This is a genomic window from Actinomycetospora chibensis (assembly GCF_028737215.1).
GTDB classification, from domain to species: domain Bacteria; phylum Actinomycetota; class Actinomycetes; order Mycobacteriales; family Pseudonocardiaceae; genus Actinomycetospora; species Actinomycetospora chibensis.
Window position 1 is genome coordinate 43,973 of sequence record NZ_JAQZAM010000012.1, and the last position, 16,522, is coordinate 60,494.

Genomic DNA, 16,522 nt, shown 5'->3' on the forward strand with positions numbered 1-16,522 from the left:
CACCGTCAGCCGCTCTAGTCGGCCGACGGTGCCCTTCGCGCAGTACTTCAGGGCCCGCCTCAGCCCAGCATCTTGCGCAGCACGTACGGCAGGATGCCGCCGTTGCGGTAGTACGCCGCCTCACCCGGGGTGTCGATGCGCAGGCGCGCGTCGAACTCGATCGCGTCGCCGGACTCCGGGGTCGCGGTGACGTGGACGGTGTCGGGCACCTCGCCGTCGTTGAGCGCCGTGACGCCCGAGATCGCGAAGGTCTCGGTGCCCGTGAGGCCCAGCGAGTCGGCGTCCTGACCCTCGGGGTACTGCAGCGGCAGGACGCCCATCCCGACGAGGTTGGAGCGGTGGATGCGCTCGTAGGACTCGGCGATGACGGCGCGCACGCCGAGCAGCGTCGTGCCCTTGGCCGCCCAGTCGCGCGACGAGCCCGAGCCGTACTCCTTGCCCGCGAGCACGACCAGCGGGGTGCCCTCGGCGGCGTAGTTCTGCGCCGCGTCGTACACCGCCGTCTGCTCGCCGCCGCGGGTGAAGTCGACGGTCCAGCCGCCCTGCGGGAGCTCCTTGCCGTTGCCGTCGCGCAGCTCGTTGCGCAGCCGGATGTTGGCGAAGGTGCCGCGGATCATCACCTCGTGGTTGCCGCGACGGGAGCCGTAGGAGTTGAAGTCCTTGCGCTCGATCCCGTTCTCCTTGAGGTACCGGCCGGCCGGCGAGTCCTCCTTGATGGCACCCGCGGGGGAGATGTGGTCGGTGGTGACCGAGTCGCCCAGCTTGAGCAGCACGCGGGCGCCGTCGAGGTCGGTGACCTCGCTCGGCTCACGGTCCATGCCCTCGAAGTACGGGGGCTTGCGCACGTAGGTCGAGTCCGGGTCCCAGGTGAACGTCTCACCCTCGGGGGTGTCGAGCGACGTCCAGCGCTCGTCGCCGGCGAAGACGTCGGCGTAGCCCTCGGTGAACTGCTCGGGGGACAGGGCCGAGGAGATCGTCTCCTGGATCTCCTGCGGCGAGGGCCAGATGTCCTCGAGCGTCACCGGGTTGCCGTCGGAATCGTGGCCGAGCGGCTCGGTGGACAGGTCGAGATCCATCGTCCCGGCGAGCGCGTAGGCCACGACCAGCGGCGGGCTGGCCAGGTAGTTCATCTTCACGTCGGGGTTGATGCGGCCCTCGAAGTTGCGGTTGCCCGAGAGCACCGCGGTGACCGCGAGGTCGCCGTCGTTGACCGCCTGCGAGATCTCCTCGGGCAGCGGCCCGGAGTTGCCGATGCAGGTGGTGCAGCCGTAGCCGACGAGGTTGAACCCGAGCTTCTCCAGGTAGGGCAGCAGCCCGGAGCGCTCGTAGTAGTCCATGACGACCTTCGACCCGGGGGCCAGCGACGTCTTGACCCAGGGGCGGCGCTCGAGTCCCTTCTCGACGGCGTTCCGCGCGAGCAGCGCCGCGCCGATCATCACCGAGGGGTTCGAGGTGTTGGTGCACGAGGTGATCGCGGCGATCGTGACGGCGCCGTGGTCGAGCTCGAGCTGGGTGCCGTCGGCCATGGTCACCGGCACCGGGTGGGACGCCCGGCCGTCGGGGTCGACCGGCTGGCGGTGGACCCGCGGGCGGTCGGCGTCGCCGTTGGGGTGCTCGGCGGGCGGGTCGGAGGCCGGGAACGACTCGCTGTCGGACTCCTCGGACTGGCTGCGCGCCGCCCCGTCGTCGTCGACGTAGTCCGGCAGCGCGGCCCGGAACGACTCCTTGGCCGCGTCGAGCGCGATGCGGTCCTGCGGGCGCTTCGGGCCGGCGATCGACGGCACGATCGTCGAGAGGTCCAGCGACAGCGTCTCGGAGTAGTCCGGCTCGTGGTTCGGGTCGTGCCAGAGGCCCTGCTCCTTGCAGTAGGCCTCGACGAGGGCGACCTGCTCGTCGTCGCGGCCGGTGAAGCGCAGGTACTCGAGGGTCTCGTCGTCGATCGGGAAGATCGCGCACGTGGAGCCGAACTCCGGGCTCATGTTGCCGATCGTGGCGCGGTTGGCCAGCGGCACGGCGCCGACGCCCTCGCCGTAGAACTCGACGAACTTCCCGACGACGCCGTGCTCGCGCAGCATCTCGGTGATCGTCAGGACCAGGTCGGTGGCGGTGGCGCCCGGGGGCAGCTCGCCGGAGAGCTGGAAGCCGACGACCTTGGGGATGAGCATCGAGACGGGCTGGCCGAGCATGGCCGCCTCGGCCTCGATGCCGCCGACGCCCCAGCCCAGCACGCCGAGACCGTTGACCATCGTGGTGTGCGAGTCGGTGCCGACGAGGGTGTCGGGGTAGGCCTGACCGTTGCGGGTCATGACCACGCGCGCCAGGTGCTCGATGTTGACCTGGTGCACGATGCCGGTGCCGGGCGGGACGACCTTGAACTCGTTGAACGCGGTCTGACCCCAGCGCAGGAACTTGTAGCGCTCCTCGTTGCGCTGGTACTCCAGCTCCACGTTGCGCTCGAACGCGTCGGGCGTGCCGAAGAGGTCGGCGACCACGGAGTGGTCGATCACCAGCTCGGCGGGGGCGAGCGGGTTGACGCTCGAGGCGTCACCGCCGAGCTCGGTGACGGCCTCGCGCATGGTGGCGAGGTCGACGATGCACGGGACGCCGGTGAAGTCCTGCATCACGACGCGGCCGGGGACGTACTGGATCTCGGTGTCGGGCTCGGCCGTCGGGTCCCAGTCCGCCAGCGCGCGGATGCTGGCCTCGGTGGTGACGAGGCCGTCCTCCGTACGCAGGAGGTTCTCGAGCAGCACCTTGAGGCTGAACGGCAGGCGCTGCGAGCCCTCGACCGCGGACAGGCGGAAGATCTCGTAGGACTGGCCGCCGACCTCGAGGGTCCCCCGTGCGCCGAACGAGTCGGCGCTCCCCGTCGCTCCGTCGGACTGGTCTGGCGAGCTCACGGACACGTTCCTCCTTGGTCCTCACGGTGACGGCGAGTGGCGATCGGCCGCGACCGCGGGGTCGTTTCGGTGTCTGCCGCGTCGCCCTCGGTGGTGGCCCGACGGCGCGGCTCGTGCCGGCCGGCGCGGTGACGACGCCCGACACGGGGGTCTCGTCGGGAGTCTCGCGCACCCGCGGGGGTGCCGCACTCCCGCCCTCACCAGCCTACTTCGGAGTACCCCGGACGGAGGACCGCCGCGCACCTCCGACCGGCCCGGAGACCCACCCGGGCGGGCGATTCGTGCCACACCTCTGCGTGTCGCGCCGGTGACGCGGCGTGTGACGGCCACGCTCCACCCCGCCTGAGCCCGACGAGCCCGAGACCGACGACCGGCGGAGGAGGACGGCGTGCACGCCCCCCGCACCCGCCGCTGTGCCCGTCGGGTGCTCCTCGTCGCCGTGGTGATCGGTGTCCTCGTCCCGGCGCTCGCCCCGGCCGCCCACGCCGGGCCGGGCGCACCCCCCGCGACGACGCCGCCGCCGTCCGCGACATCCGCTCCGGGGACCCCGCCCCCCGACGACCCGGCCGGCGAGGCCGGCTCTCTCGTCGCCCGGATCGCCGCGGCGAGGACCGCGCTCGACGCGCTGACCGCCGACCTCGGGCAGCGCCAGGAGCTCGCGAACCGGGCCCTGGCCGACGACATCGCCGCCCGCGCCCGCGCCGACGGCGCGCGGCTCGCCGCCGAGGAGAGCCGTCGCGGGGCCGACGCCGCGGCCGCCGCCGCCGAGCGGGCCCGCGCCGACGCCGACGCGTGGATCACCGCCTGGTTCCAGCAGGCCGACGTGCTCGGGCCGCTCTCGGTGCTCTCGGGCTCCACCGGTCCCCAGGACGTCGCGGCGCGCGCCCACCTGCGCGACGTCGTCACCGCCGACCAGCGCGCGGCCCTCGACGGCGCCGAGCACGCCCGGATCGAGGCCGCCAACGCCGACTCCCGCGCCCGCGCCGCCCGCATCGAGGCCGACGAGGCCGCCGCGCGCGCCGCGCAGGCGCGCACCGTCGCCGACGGCGAGGTCACCCGCGTCCGCACGGACACCGAGACCCAGCAGGCCCGGCTCCGCGAGCTGACCGGCGAGCGCGACGCCGCCGAGTCCCGGCTGCGCGAGCTGGAGGAGGCCGACCCGGACCTCGCCGCCCAGCGCGACCGCGCCGAGGCGTTCGACGAGGCCGCGACCGCGCGGGACACCGCCCGCGACGCCCGGCTGCGCGCCGCCGCGACCGCCGGGCTCACCGCCCGCGCAGGCCGCGTCGCCGGGGGTGTCGCCGGGGGCGAGGACGCGCTCGCCGAGGCGGGCGTCGACACCACCGGGGTGAGCGACGAGGTGAAGGTCGTGCTCGAACGGGCGCTCTCGCAGCTCGGCGTCGTCTACGCCTGGGGCGGCGGCGACGCGCAGGGGCCGACGCAGGGCATCCGCGACGGCGGCGTCGCCGACAGCTTCGGGGACTTCGACAAGACCGGCTTCGACTGCTCCGGGCTGATGATCTACGCCTTCGCCGGGGCCGGGAAGGAGCTCGCGCACTACAGCGGCTACCAGGCCGAGTCCGGGCAGCGGGTGCCGCTGGAGGACCGCAGGCCGGGCGACATGCTGTTCTGGGCCGACGACGACGGCGCGGGCGCCGTGCACCACGTGGCGCTCTACCTCGGTGGGGACCAGATGGTGGAGGCGCCCGAGTCGGGCAAGAAGGTGCGGATCGCGCCGGTGCGCTTCGACGAGGAGATCGTCCCGACGGTCACCAGGCTGGTGTAGCGGGAGGTTCACGACGCCCACACCGGCCGGCGAGTTGCCTGGTGACCGGCAGGTAGCGTGCCGCTCCGGATACCCACGTCCGGCGAGGACCGTGGGAGAGCGAGCAACCGAGGGGGACGACGCCGGGTGCGGGGAGTCGGGGAGGGACGCCGATGAGCGAGCCCACGGACGCGGGGGCGGCGGGCACCACCGCGACGCCGGCGCACGACGCCGAGCAGCTCGAGCGCACGGTGCTCGAGGTCAAGCGGGTGATCGTCGGCCAGGACCGTCTCGTCGAGCGGATGCTCGTGGGACTGCTGGCCAAGGGCCACCTGCTCCTCGAGGGTGTGCCCGGCGTGGCCAAGACCCTCGCGGTGGAGACGTTCGCCCGCGTGGTCGGCGGCTCCTTCGCGCGCATCCAGTTCACGCCCGACCTGGTGCCCGCCGACATCCTCGGCACGCGCATCTACCGTCAGGGCCGCGAGCAGTTCGACGTCGAGCTCGGCCCCGTGGTGTCGAACTTCGTGCTCGCCGACGAGATCAACCGTGCGCCCGCGAAGGTGCAGTCGGCGATGCTCGAGGTGATGGCCGAGCGCCACGTCTCCATCGGCGGCGAGACCCACCCGATGCCCGACCCGTTCCTGGTGCTCGCGACGCAGAACCCGATCGAGAACGAGGGCGTCTACCCGCTGCCCGAGGCGCAGCGCGACCGCTTCCTGTTCAAGATCCTCGTCGAGTACCCGACGGCGGACGAGGAGCGGGAGATCGTCTACCGGATGGGCGTGAGCCCGCCGTCGCCGCACCGCGTGCTGGACCCCGCCGAGCTCCGCAGGCTGCAGGACGTCGCGGCGCAGGTGTTCGTGCACCACGCGCTCGTCGACTACGTCGTGCGCCTCGTGGTGGCGACGCGCTCGCCGGCCGAGCACGGGATGGCCGACGTCGGCGGCTGGGTCGCCTACGGCGCCTCGCCGCGCGCGTCGCTCGGCATCATCGCCGGTGCCCGCGCGCTGGCCCTGGTGCGCGGGCGCGACTACGTGCTGCCCCAGGACGTGGTCGACATCGCGCCCGACGTACTGCGCCACCGCCTCGTGCTCTCCTACGACGCGCTGGCCGACGGCGTCCCCGTCGACCACGTCGTCACCCGCGTGCTCCAGACCGTCCCGCTCCCGCAGGTGTCGGCCCGCCCGGTGGGCATGGGCCCGACGCCCGTCCCGGCGGCGGGACGGTGACGGCGCCGGACGAGCGGGTGACCGCGTGAGCGAGCCCGTCTCCCCGGACACCCCGGCGGCGCGGGTCCCCGAGCCCGGTCCGCGGCCCGAGGGCGCGCCGCCGGCGACGAGCCCGGCCGGTGGCCCCCGGCCGAGCTGGGCACCGCCCCCCACCTCGCCGGTGCCGAGCGGGCCCGACGAGGTCGCGGGGGAGCGCACGCAGGCCCGGCTCTCGGCGTCGCTGCGCACCCTGGAGCTCTCGGTGCGCCGGCGTCTCGACGGCCTGCTGCAGGGCAACCACCTCGGCCTCGTGCCCGGGCCGGGCACCGAGCCGGGGGAGCCGCGGCCCTACCAGCCCGGCGACGACGTGCGGCGCATGGACTGGTCGGTCACCGCCCGCACCACCGAGCCCCACATCCGCGAGACGATCGCCGACCGCGAGCTGGAGACCCAGCTCGTCGTCGACCTCTCGCCGAGCCTCGACTTCGGCACCGCCGCCTGCGAGAAGCGCGACCTGGCGATCGCCGCCTGCGCGGCGGTCACCCACCTGACCCGCGGCGGCGGCAACCGCATCGGCGCCGTCGTCGCGACGGGCGAGCGCACGGTGCGCCTGCCCGCGCGCGGCGGCGAGACCGCGGCCCGCGAGCTGCTGCGTCGGATCGCGGCGACCCCGCCCGCCCCCGAGGGCACGCGCGGAGACCTGCCCGCCGCCCTCGAGGCGCTTCGCCGCCCGCCCCGCCGTCGCGGCCTGGTCGTCGTGGTGTCGGACTTCCTCGGCGACGTCGACTGGGAGCGCGCGCTGCGGGCCCTGCGCGCCCGCCACGACCTGCTCGCCGTCGAGGTCGTCGACCCCCGCGACGAGGAGCTGCCCGACGTCGGCACCGTCGTGCTCGCCGACCCGGAGTCGGGGCGCCGTCGCGAGGTGACGACGACGCCGACCCTGCGCCGGCGCTTCGCCGCCGAGGCCGCGGCCCACCGCGGCCGGGTCGCCGACTCCCTGCGCGCGGCGGGCGCCGGGCACCTCGTGCTGCGCACCGACCGCGACTGGATCGCCGACGTCGTGCGCTTCGCCGTCGCCCGCAAGCGCGGCTGGTCGGGCGGGGCGACGACCGGCCGCGTGCCGACCGCGGCGCCCGGGGGGCGGTGACCGTGTTCGCACACCCCTGGTGGTTCCTGCTGCTGGTCGTCGTCGCCGCCCTGGCGGTCGGCTACTGGTGGATCAACCGTCGACGCCAGCGCTACACGATGCGCTTCACCAACCTGGCGCTGCTCGAGCGCGTCGCCCCCAAGGGGCCCGGCTGGTGGCGGCACGTGCCGATGGCGTTGCTGCTGGTCGCGCTGGTGCTCATGACGATCGCGCTGGCCGGGCCGCAGGGCACCGCGCAGGTCCCGCGCAACCGCGCGACGGTGATGCTCACGATCGACGTGTCGCTCTCGATGCGCGCCACCGACGTCGAGCCCTCCCGCCTGCAGGTGGCCCAGACCGCCGCCTCCGCCTTCGCCGACCAGCTGCCCGCCGGCATCAACCTCGGGCTGTCGTCGTTCGCCGCGACCCCGAGCACGCTGGTCACGCCCACCACCGACCGCCAGGCGATCAAGAATGCGATCGGGTCGCTGCAGCTCGCGGAGTCCACGGGCACCGGCGACGCGATCCGCGCGAGCCTCGCGGCGATCCGGGCGTTCGGCTCCCAGATCCGCGGCCCGGAGGGCCCACCGCCCGCCCGGATCATCCTGCTCTCGGACGGCAAGCAGACCACCCCGACCACCGACCCGGCCGACGACCGCGGCGCCTTCCCCGCGTCCGCCGAGGCGCGCGCGGCGGGCGTCCCGATCTCGGCCATCTCCTTCGGCACCGAGTACGGCGAGATCGAGATCGACGGCCGCCCCGTGTCCGTCGCCGTGGCCGACGACCAGATGCGCGAGATCGCCCAGCTCTCCGGCGGCGACTTCCGCCGCGCGTCCACCGAGCTCGACCTGCGCGAGACCTACGCCAACCTCGCCGAGCAGGTCGGCTACGAGGAGCGCACCGTCGACCTCTCGGGGCGCTGGTTCCTCGCCGCCACGATCCTCGTGCTCCTCGGCGTCGTCACCGCCATCGTGACGGGACAGCGTCTGCCCTAGATGTGCTCGACGTGCAGCCCGTCCACGAAGGCCTTGATGTCGGCGACGGCCGCACGGCGCTCGGCGGGCAGCGCCTGCCGGAAGATCAGCTCGGCGCCGTGGGTGAGCCCGAGGTTCGTCCGCCCGGCGACCGGGACGCCCGCGGCCAGGAGCTTGCGGTAGTAGGCCAGGCCCTCGTCGCGCAGGGGGTCGAGCTCGTTCACCGTGATCATGTGCGGCGGCAGCCCCACGAGGTCGTCGGGCGTCGCGAAGTACGGCCAGGCCAGCGGGTCCTCGGTGTGCCGGGCGTGGGGGTCGTAGGCGGCGACGAGCAGGTCCATGAGGGCGCAGTTGATGAAGTACCCGTCGTTCTCGATCATCGACGGGAGCTTGAGGAGCTTGCGGGCGTCGTCCCACGCGTAGCCGCCGCTGATGTAGGGCACCGACACGTGCACGCCGTCGATGGCGTCGAGGTCGCCGCTGCGCTTGGCGCGCAGCGTGGTGGCGAGCACGAGGTTGGCGCCGCCCGACTCGCCCTGGAGCACGATCCGGGTCAGGCCCAGCTCGCCGCGCTGGTCGTCGAGCCAGCGCACGGCGGCGGCGCAGTCGTCGAGGCCCGCGGGGAAGGGGTGCGGTCCCAGCTCGGTCCACGCGTTGCGGAACGCGACCCGCACGGCGACGACGCCGGTCAGGGCGAGGTCGCGGCACCAGCGGTCGTGGACCCGGGTGTCGGCGTCCAGGATCGTCATCCCGCCGCCGTGGATGTAGACGACGCCCGGCAGCGGGCCGTCCACGCCCGCGGGGCGGTAGATGCGCAGAGGCACGAGGTGCCCGTCGGGGGAGACCACGGACGTCTCGGTGACCTCGACGGCGTCCTCCGGGGCGTCGTCGGGCAGGTCCAGCGGGACCGCGGCGTAGACGGCGCTGAACCCGTCGTGCAGCCCGCCGACGGCCTCGCTCACCGCTGCCGGACCGTCGGCGCGGGTGACCGGGGGCGCGGCCGCCGGCCCGTCGAGCCCGAAGGCCGCCAGGGCGGCGACGAGATCCGGCTTCGCCCGCGGATCGGTGCGCAGGTCGAGGGTGGGGTCACCGAGGCGGCCCGGGAGGGTCGGTGGGACGTCGGTCGCGGTCATCGGTCCTCCGGGCGGCGGGGTCGGCTCCGGTGATCGACCCTATGAGCCACGCCACACGGCGCAAGGCGCTGAACGGCCGTGAGTGGTTGCCCGTGCCCCGGCACGGGCAAGGACTCACGAGGCGGAGCCAAAGCGGCTACCCTTCCGCCGCCGCTGGACCCGAACGAGAGGAGTCGCGTGAGCCGCGTCGTGCTGGTGACGGGAGGCAACCGCGGGATCGGGCTCGCCACCGCGCGGGAGCTCGCCGAGCGGGGCCACACGGTGGTGGTCACCCACCGCTCGGGCGAACCCCCGGAGGGCCTGCACGGGGTCACGGCCGACGTCACCGACTCCGCCTCCGTCGACGCCGCCTTCTCGCAGGTCGAGTCCGAGCACGGGCCGGTCGAGGTGGTCGTCGCCAACGCCGGCATCACCCGCGACGGGCTGCTCATGCGCATGCCCGAGGACGCGTTCACCGACGTCCTCGACGCCAACCTCACCGGGGCCTGGCGAGTCACCCAGCGCGCGATCCGGGGGATGGTCAAGGCCCGGTTCGGCCGGCTGATCTACCTCTCCAGCGTCGTCGGGCTCACCGGCGCGCCCGGGCAGGCGAACTACGCCGCCTCGAAGGCCGGCCTCGTCGGCCTCGCCCGCTCGACGGCCCGCGAGCTCGGGGGCCGTGGCATCACCGCCAACGTCGTCGCCCCCGGCTACGTCGACACCGACATGACGGCGGAGCTCACCGACAAGCGCCGCGAGGAGATCCTCGCCTCGATCCCGCTGGGGCGCACGGCCGCCCCGGAGGACATCGCCAAGGCCGTCGCCTTCCTCGCCTCCGACGACGCCGCCTACATCACCGGCGCGGTGCTGCCGGTCGACGGCGGCATCGGCATGGGCCACTAGACACCCGCCTGCGACAAACGGAGACAACGTGACCCTGCTCGAGGGCAAGCGGATCCTGGTCACCGGGATCATCACCGACGCGTCGATCGCCTTCCACGCGGCGAAGGCGGCCCAGGAGGCGGGAGCCACCGTCGTCCTCACCGGCTTCGGACGCCTCTCGCTCGTGAAGCGCGTGGCCAAGAGGCTGCCCACCGAGGCGCCCGTGATCGAGCTCGACGTCCAGAACCAGGAGCACCTCGACGGCCTCGCCGACAGCGTCCGCGAGCACGTCGACGGCCTCGACGGTGTCCTGCACTCGATCGGCTTCGCGCCGATGGAGGCCCTGGGCGGCAACTTCCTGAACACCGAGTGGAAGGACGTCGCCACCGCGGTCGAGGTGTCGGCCTACTCGTTCAAGTCCCTCGCGATGGCCTGCAAGCCGCTGCTCGGGCGCGGCTCGTCGCTGGTCGGCATGGACTTCGACAACACCGTCGCCTGGCCGGGCTACGACTGGATGGGCGTCGCGAAGGCCGCGCTCGAGGCGACCACCCGCTACCTCGCCCGCGACCTCGGTCCCGAGGGCATCCGCGCGAACCTCGTCGCCGCGGGCCCGGTGCGCACCATGGCCGCGAAGTCGATCCCGGGCTTCGACACCTTCGAGGAGGCCTGGGTCCAGCGCTCGCCGCTGGGCTGGGACCTCGAGGACCCCACCCCGGTCGCGAAGACGATCTGCGCGCTGCTCTCGGACTGGATGCCGGCCACCACCGGCGAGGTCGTGCACGCCGACGGCGGCTATCACGCGATGGGCGCCTGAGGCCGGAACTCCTCGACCGGTACCCGGGTCGGGGTGACGACCGCGACCGCCCGCGGCCAGCTCGGGTCGGCCCAGAAGTCGCTGTGGCGTCGCAGCGGGAGGAGCGCCCGCCGCTGGAGCCCCGGGTCCTCCGGCACCGGGGGGTCGAGCAGGCGCCAGTCGCCGCCGAACGCGCGCGCCCCGCGGTCGTCGGGCCCTCCCGGGCCGATGGGCTCGACCAGGCCGGGCTCCGGGTCCCGGTGCCGCCAGCTCAGGACCGGGCCCGCCAGCGGGTCGGTGTCCCGGTAGAGGTTGCGCCAGCGGCCGTCGAGGGCGTCCACGAGGCCCCGGACGGCGGGGAGGTTCACGGCCGCCGGGAACGCGCGGGAGAAAAGGACCTGGATCTGCGAGCCGAGCGTCAGCAGACCGATCCGGGCGGTGTCGCCGCCGAGTCCGACCTGCCGCACCAGGGTGGCGAAGGAGATCAGGCTGCCCTGGCTGTGACCACAGAGCACGACCGATCGTCCCTCGGCGAGGTGGTACCGGAGGCGGTCGGCGAGGCGCGGCACCACGGACTGCGAGTACGGCGGCGGGACGAACGGGTGCACGGCGCGCGGCCAGAACGCGACGACGTCCCACACCACGTTCACCCCGCGGCGGGTCGTGCTCTGTCGGGCCGCGGCGCGTCCCAGCAGCACGAGCCGGAGTGCCGCGGCGGCGAGCACGAGCGTCCCGAGCGCGAGCACCCAACCGCTGCCCGGCCGGGGGTGCTGCGTCGAGGCGGTGAGCACGAACCAGCGGGGGAGGTCCCGGGGTGCGTGGCCGACCGCCTGGGGGAGGGCGGCCTCGAGGGCGGCGAGCGACAGCACCGCACCCGTCAGCGCCAGGGTGACGGCGATGGCCACCACGTGCTGCTTCACGCGGGCGATCCACATCGCGGTCCCGATCTCGCGGACCCGCGTCGCCGGGAGACCGTCGAACCCGGCCGCCACGAAGGCGTCCTCCGCCCGCCGCCGGAAGTCCTCGCGGCGCCGGAGCCAGGCCACGGCGGCGACGACCGCGATCCCCGCCGCGACGATCGTGCTGAGCCCCCAGGCGTACACGGCCCGCGAGAACATCTCCGGCACGACGAGAGGTGCGGTGGCGGCGGCCTCCACGAGCTTCGCCGTGCCGAAGGCCGCGGCGCCGGTGTAGCCGATGCCGAGGAAGACCCCGAGGGCGGCGACGACCGTGGCCGCCAGTCCGTGCGCGAACGGGGCGAAGCGTCCGTCCCCGTCGTCCGGCCGCGCCCGGCCCCGCGCGACGACGAGGTTCGCGACGAGCAGGACGCCGAGGGCGGCGACCACCGTCACGACGAGCACCGCGCACGCCTGGTCGAGACCCGCCCGCGCGACCGGCGCCGGCGTGTCGACCGCCACCGCCACCGCCGCGGCCAGCAACGCCAGGGCGGCGACGGCGATCGCGACGGCGGCCGCGGCGCGAGCGCTCGTCGTGGCGCGGTCCTGCCACGCGGTGCGCGGATCACCGAGCACCGTGACGGCGACGATCGCCGCCCCGAGGAGCACCACGGTGGGCCAGAGGGCGGGACGCCAGGCACCACCGGCCTCGAGCAGCCCGACCACGGCGACCGTCGCCAGTCCCGCGGCGAGGTGCAGGCGCCGCAGGACGGGCACGTCCGGGTCGCCGGCGAGAGCCCGCGGACGGGCCAGCACCGAAGCCGCGTCCTCGTCGCCACCGTCCACCGGCAGGTTCCGGTCGAGCGACGACCGCGCCAGGACGAAGAAGCCCAGGACGACCGCGCCGGCGGCGAGGACGGCGGCGGCGCGCAGGACGGGGGCCGAGACGGCCGAGATCGCCGACGGCGCCTGCGTGGCGACGAGGTCCACGAGGACGATCCCCGCGCCGAGAGCAATCAGACAGGTCAGGAGGACCCCGAGCGCCCGCAGGGCCCCCGCGGCCACGGTGAGCGCGCGTCGTCCGCCCTCCGGCAGCATGAACCGCGCGACGTTCACCATCCCGAACGGCACGAGCAGCAGCCACAGGGCGAAGGTCCACGAGCCCGACGTGTAGCGGCCCCAGTGGAGGGCCTCGACGACGTGGCCGGGCGCCCCCACCTCCCGGCCGTGGTCGTCGATCGCGCGGAAGATCCGGGCCCACTCGTCCCCGGCGACCTGGCGCACCTGCGGCGCGTCGAGGACGGCCTCGGGCGGGGTGCCGCTCACGCCGTGCACCCGCAGTTCGACGACCGGCCCGTCCGACCCGTTGTCCATCCCGCCCCTCCCGACGTGTTGCCACGGAGAGTGATCCCGATCACGGGCGGGCGCCACCGATGTCAGCCGGACAGCCCAGTGCGCTCGCTCGGGGTGAACGTGTCACCGCCACGACCTCGGGGGATGCTGGACGGTGTGAGCGCTGCCTACGACGCCGTCCTGCTGTTGTCCTTCGGCGGTCCGGAGGCGCCCGACGAGGTGCGGCCGTTCCTCGAGAACGTGACCCGCGGCCGCAACGTGCCCCCGGAACGCCTCGACGCCGTCGAGGAGCACTACCAGCACTTCGGCGGCGTCAGCCCCATCAACGAGCTCAACCGCCGGCTCGTCGCGGACCTCTCCTGGGCGCTGCGGGAGTCGGGCCGCGAGCTGCCGGTGTACTTCGGCAACCGCAACTGGCACCCGTACGCCGAGGACGCCGTGACGGAGATGGCGCAGGACGGTGTGCGCCGCGCGCTCGTCTTCGCGACCAGCGCCTACGGCGGCTACTCGGCCTGCCGGCAGTACCACGAGGACATCGCGCGGGCCCGCGAGGCGGCGATCGCGCGGACCGGCTCGGCGCCGGACCTCGTCAAGCTGCGCCACTTCTACGACCACCCGCTGTTCATCGCGTCGGTGGCCGACGGGGTGCGGGCCGCCGCCGAGGGCCTGGAGGACCCGCGCCTGGTCTTCACCGCCCACTCGATCCCCGTCTCCGCCGACCGCACCGCCGGGCCGCCGGAGGAGGGCGGGCACCGCTACTCGCGTCAGATGGCCGAGGCCGCCCGTCTCGTGGCCGACGCCGTCGGTGCCACCGAGCACGACCTCGTGTGGCAGTCGCGCTCGGGCCCGCCGCAGATCCCGTGGCTGGAGCCGGACATCGTCGACCACCTCGACGACCTCCACGACCGCGGCGTGGGCGCCGCCGTCGTCAGCCCCGTGGGCTTCGTCTCCGACCACTTGGAGGTGGTCTGGGACCTCGACAACGAGGCCGCCGAGCACGCCGGGAAGCTCGGCATGGGCTTCGCTCGCGCTGCCAGCGCCGGGTCCGATCCGCGCTTCGTCGAGATGGTCGTGGAGCTCGTCGCGGAGCAGGTCGACGGGGCCCCCGTGCGCGAGCTCGGCACCGCCCCGCGCGCCGGCGTGGGGTGCAACGGCGCCCTCTGCCACCCCGGCTGCTGCGAGCCCGCGAAGCGCCCGGGGAGCTAGCGCCGCGCTCTTGCCAATCAGGGGCAGGAGCAGGGGAAACAGGCGTCCGACAGCCGCCATCCGGCGTGTTGCCAGTGATCGTTCGCATCGCTAGTGTCCGGCGTCACGTGGCCGGAGATGCATCTATCGCCTCCGCGTCCCCCTCCCATCGGTGGCACGGCGAAGGAGCCCTGAATGGCTGCGAGCGGCGAGATCAAGGTCAGCATCCTCGACTGCGGGATGATGACGGCGGACCTGACCTGGCTGCTGCTCAAGCCCGGGCGGTCAATCCGCCCGCGCCAGATGCGCGACCAGCCGACCGAGTGGGCCGACGTGCCCACGCACTGCGTCCTCGTCGAGACCCCCGACGGCACGATCCTGTGGGACACCAGCTGCCCGCGGGACTGGGAGGAGCGCTGGGGCCCGACGGGCCTGCAGGACTTCTTCCCCTACGAGAAGGTCAGCGACGAGGAGTACCTCGACTCGCGCCTCCAGCAGCTCGGTGTCGGGGTCGACCAGATCGACTACGTGGTGCTCTCGCACCTGCACTTCGACCACTGCGGCAACGCCGGCCTGTTCAAGGACTCCACCGCCAAGCTCATCTGCTCCGACAAGGAGAAGGACTTCGCGTTCGGGTTCGACGGCCTGTTCACGGGCGCGCACCTCAAGACCGACTACGAGGACCTGAACTGGGAGACGGTCTCGGGCGACACCGAGTTCCTCCCCGGCGTCACGCTCCTGCAGACCCCGGGGCACACCCCCGGCACCATGTCGATGCAGGTCGACCTGCCCGACAGCGGCACCATGATCTTCACGTCCGACGCCGTGTACATGGGTGAGAGCTACGGGCCGCCCACCACGCCGGCCGCGATCGTCAACGACATGGGCCAGTTCTACTCGTCGGTGGAGAAGATCCGCGGCGTCGCCGAGAAGACGGACGCGACGGTGGTCTTCGGCCACGACCCCGACCAGATCCGCCAGCTCAAGACCGTGGGCAACGGCGGCCACTACACCTGATCGGAGCACGCCTCCCATGACCGTCCCCCCGGTCCCCACCGAAGAATCGGTCTTCACCTGGGGCGCCCCGCCGCTCAAGTTCGGCGCGGGTGCCTGCGACGAGATCGGCTTCGACCTCGCCCAGTACGGCGCGAAGCGCATCCTGCTGATCACCGACCCGGGCATGCAGCAGACGGGCCTTCCCGACCGCATCGCCGACCAGATCCGCCGGTACGACATGACCGTCGAGATCTTCGACGGCGTGCACGTCGAGCCCACCGACGACTCGATGAACAAGGCCGTCGGCTACGCCCACGAGCAGGGCCCGTGGGACGGGTTCGTGGCCGTGGGCGGCGGCTCGGCGATCGACACCGCCAAGGCCGTCAACCTGCTGACGACCTTCCCCGGCGAGCTGATGGACTACATCAACAAGCCGGTCGGCAACGCCCAGGTCCCGCCGGGCCAGCTCAAGCCGCTCATCGCCGTGCCGACCACGGCGGGCACGGGCTCCGAGTCGACGGCGATGTGCGTCCTCGACGTCCTCTCGCTGCGCGTGAAGACGGGGATCAGCCACTGGCGGCTGCGCCCGACGCTCGCCGTCGTCGACCCGCTGCTGACGATGACGCTGCCGCCGGAGGTGACGGCGGCCTCGGGCATGGACATCGTCTGCCACGCGCTCGAGTCGTACACCGCGCGCTGGTACACGACGTTCGACCGCAAGACGCCCGAACAGCGGGTGACCTACTGCGGCTCGAACCCGGTGTCGGACCTGTGGTGCGAGAAGTCGATGTCGCTGCTGGCCCGCTCGTTCCGCACGGCGGTGGAGCGCGGCGAGGAGGACGTCGACGCCCGGATGGACATGATGATGGCGGCGACCTTCGCCGGTATGGGCTTCGGCAACTCCGGGGTGCACATCCCGCACGCCAACGCCTACCCCATCGCCGGGCAGGTGCGGGACTTCCACCCCGCCGGCTATCCGTCGGACGAGGCGATGGTGCCGCACGGCATGTCGGTGTCGCTGACGGCGCCGGAGGCGTTCCGGTTCAGCTTCGAGGCCGCGCCCGACCGGCACATGGCCGCGGCGCGGATGCTCGGGCCCAACGCCGAGACGCAGTCGAACGCGTCCGAGCAGCTGCCGCACGTGGTCACCGAGCTGATGCGCGACATCCGGATCCCCAACGGCATCGGCGAGGTCGGCTTCGGCGAGGGCGACATCCCCGACCTGGTCGACGGGACGATGAAGCAGCAGCGACTGCTGGCCACCTGCCCGAAGACGCCCACCGAGGACGACCTCGCGGAGATCTTCCGCAAGTCGATCTCGAACTGGTAGCC

12 protein-coding genes are annotated in these 16,522 nt (G+C 73.7%); 9 read left to right on the plus strand and 3 right to left on the minus strand.

The features are described from left to right. Window positions 1-59 precede the first annotated feature (59 nt). Entirely contained in the window at window positions 60-2,900 is a 2,841-nt protein-coding gene (locus PH189_RS18895) for an aconitate hydratase (RefSeq protein ID WP_274190373.1), read from the minus strand. Window positions 2,901-3,288: 388 nt separating this feature from the next. Between PH189_RS18895 and PH189_RS18900 the strand changes: the two genes are divergently transcribed. The 4 genes from PH189_RS18900 to PH189_RS18915 all read left to right on the plus strand — a co-directional run bounded on the left by PH189_RS18900 (window position 3,289) and on the right by PH189_RS18915 (window position 7,994). Then, the gene (locus PH189_RS18900) at window positions 3,289-4,686 is read left to right on the plus strand and encodes an NlpC/P60 family protein (protein WP_274190374.1); all 1,398 of its coding nucleotides are present in this window, start codon (window positions 3,289-3,291) and stop codon (window positions 4,684-4,686) included. 152 nt (window positions 4,687-4,838) lie between these two features. Beyond that, on the plus strand, window positions 4,839-5,894 hold the full coding sequence (locus PH189_RS18905) for an AAA family ATPase (RefSeq protein WP_274190375.1): 1,056 nt from the start codon (window positions 4,839-4,841) through the stop codon (window positions 5,892-5,894). A gap of 160 nt (window positions 5,895-6,054) precedes the next feature. Next, window positions 6,055-7,020 carry a DUF58 domain-containing protein gene (locus PH189_RS18910; protein WP_274190552.1) on the plus strand — a complete coding sequence of 322 codons (966 nt, stop codon included), beginning with the start codon at window positions 6,055-6,057 and terminating at the stop codon, window positions 7,018-7,020. A gap of 2 nt (window positions 7,021-7,022) precedes the next feature. Continuing rightward, window positions 7,023-7,994 carry a VWA domain-containing protein gene (locus tag PH189_RS18915; protein ID WP_274190376.1) on the plus strand — a complete coding sequence of 324 codons (972 nt, stop codon included), beginning with the start codon at window positions 7,023-7,025 and terminating at the stop codon, window positions 7,992-7,994. Here the strand turns inward: PH189_RS18915 and PH189_RS18920 are convergent. Further along, window positions 7,991-9,106, minus strand: a complete 1,116-nt coding sequence (locus PH189_RS18920; RefSeq protein WP_274190377.1) for an alpha/beta hydrolase fold domain-containing protein — start codon at window positions 9,104-9,106, stop codon at window positions 7,991-7,993. The genes PH189_RS18915 and PH189_RS18920 overlap by 4 nt on opposite strands. 177 nt (window positions 9,107-9,283) lie before the next feature. Here PH189_RS18920 and PH189_RS18925 point away from each other — a divergent pair, with 177 nt between their 5' ends. After that, window positions 9,284-9,988, plus strand: a complete 705-nt coding sequence (locus PH189_RS18925) for a beta-ketoacyl-ACP reductase (protein WP_274190378.1) — start codon at window positions 9,284-9,286, stop codon at window positions 9,986-9,988. A gap of 28 nt (window positions 9,989-10,016) precedes the next feature. Continuing rightward, a complete protein-coding gene (fabI, locus tag PH189_RS18930) occupies window positions 10,017-10,781 on the plus strand; it encodes an enoyl-ACP reductase FabI (protein ID WP_274190379.1) in 765 nt (254 codons plus the stop codon). Here fabI and PH189_RS18935 read toward each other — a convergent pair. Beyond that, a complete protein-coding gene (locus PH189_RS18935) occupies window positions 10,763-13,030 on the minus strand; it encodes a hypothetical protein (RefSeq protein WP_274190380.1) in 2,268 nt (755 codons plus the stop codon). The genes fabI and PH189_RS18935 overlap by 19 nt on opposite strands. 135 nt (window positions 13,031-13,165) lie before the next feature. On the opposite strand from PH189_RS18935, the gene PH189_RS18940 reads away from it, so the two are divergent. From PH189_RS18940 to PH189_RS18950, 3 genes are all read left to right on the plus strand, one after another. Then, on the plus strand, window positions 13,166-14,215 hold the full coding sequence (locus tag PH189_RS18940) for a ferrochelatase (RefSeq protein ID WP_378014911.1): 1,050 nt from the start codon (window positions 13,166-13,168) through the stop codon (window positions 14,213-14,215). Between the two features lie 174 nt (window positions 14,216-14,389). Next, on the plus strand, window positions 14,390-15,211 hold the full coding sequence (locus PH189_RS18945; RefSeq protein ID WP_274190382.1) for an N-acyl homoserine lactonase family protein: 822 nt from the start codon (window positions 14,390-14,392) through the stop codon (window positions 15,209-15,211). Window positions 15,212-15,227: 16 nt separating this feature from the next. Further along, on the plus strand, window positions 15,228-16,520 hold the full coding sequence (locus PH189_RS18950) for a hydroxyacid-oxoacid transhydrogenase (protein ID WP_274190383.1): 1,293 nt from the start codon (window positions 15,228-15,230) through the stop codon (window positions 16,518-16,520). Window positions 16,521-16,522: the final 2 nt, after the last annotated feature.

Excerpts from the sequence above, each read along its gene's own strand:
- PH189_RS18905 (WP_274190375.1), top strand. The coding sequence starts at position 4,839 with ATGAGCGAGCCCACGGACGCGGGGGCGGCGGGCACCACCGCGACGCCG.
- PH189_RS18920 (WP_274190377.1), bottom strand. The coding sequence starts at position 9,106 with ATGACCGCGACCGACGTCCCACCGACCCTCCCGGGCCGCCTCGGTGAC.
- PH189_RS18935 (WP_274190380.1), bottom strand. The coding sequence starts at position 13,030 with ATGGACAACGGGTCGGACGGGCCGGTCGTCGAACTGCGGGTGCACGGC.
- PH189_RS18945 (WP_274190382.1), top strand. The coding sequence starts at position 14,390 with ATGGCTGCGAGCGGCGAGATCAAGGTCAGCATCCTCGACTGCGGGATG.
- PH189_RS18950 (WP_274190383.1), top strand. The coding sequence starts at position 15,228 with ATGACCGTCCCCCCGGTCCCCACCGAAGAATCGGTCTTCACCTGGGGC.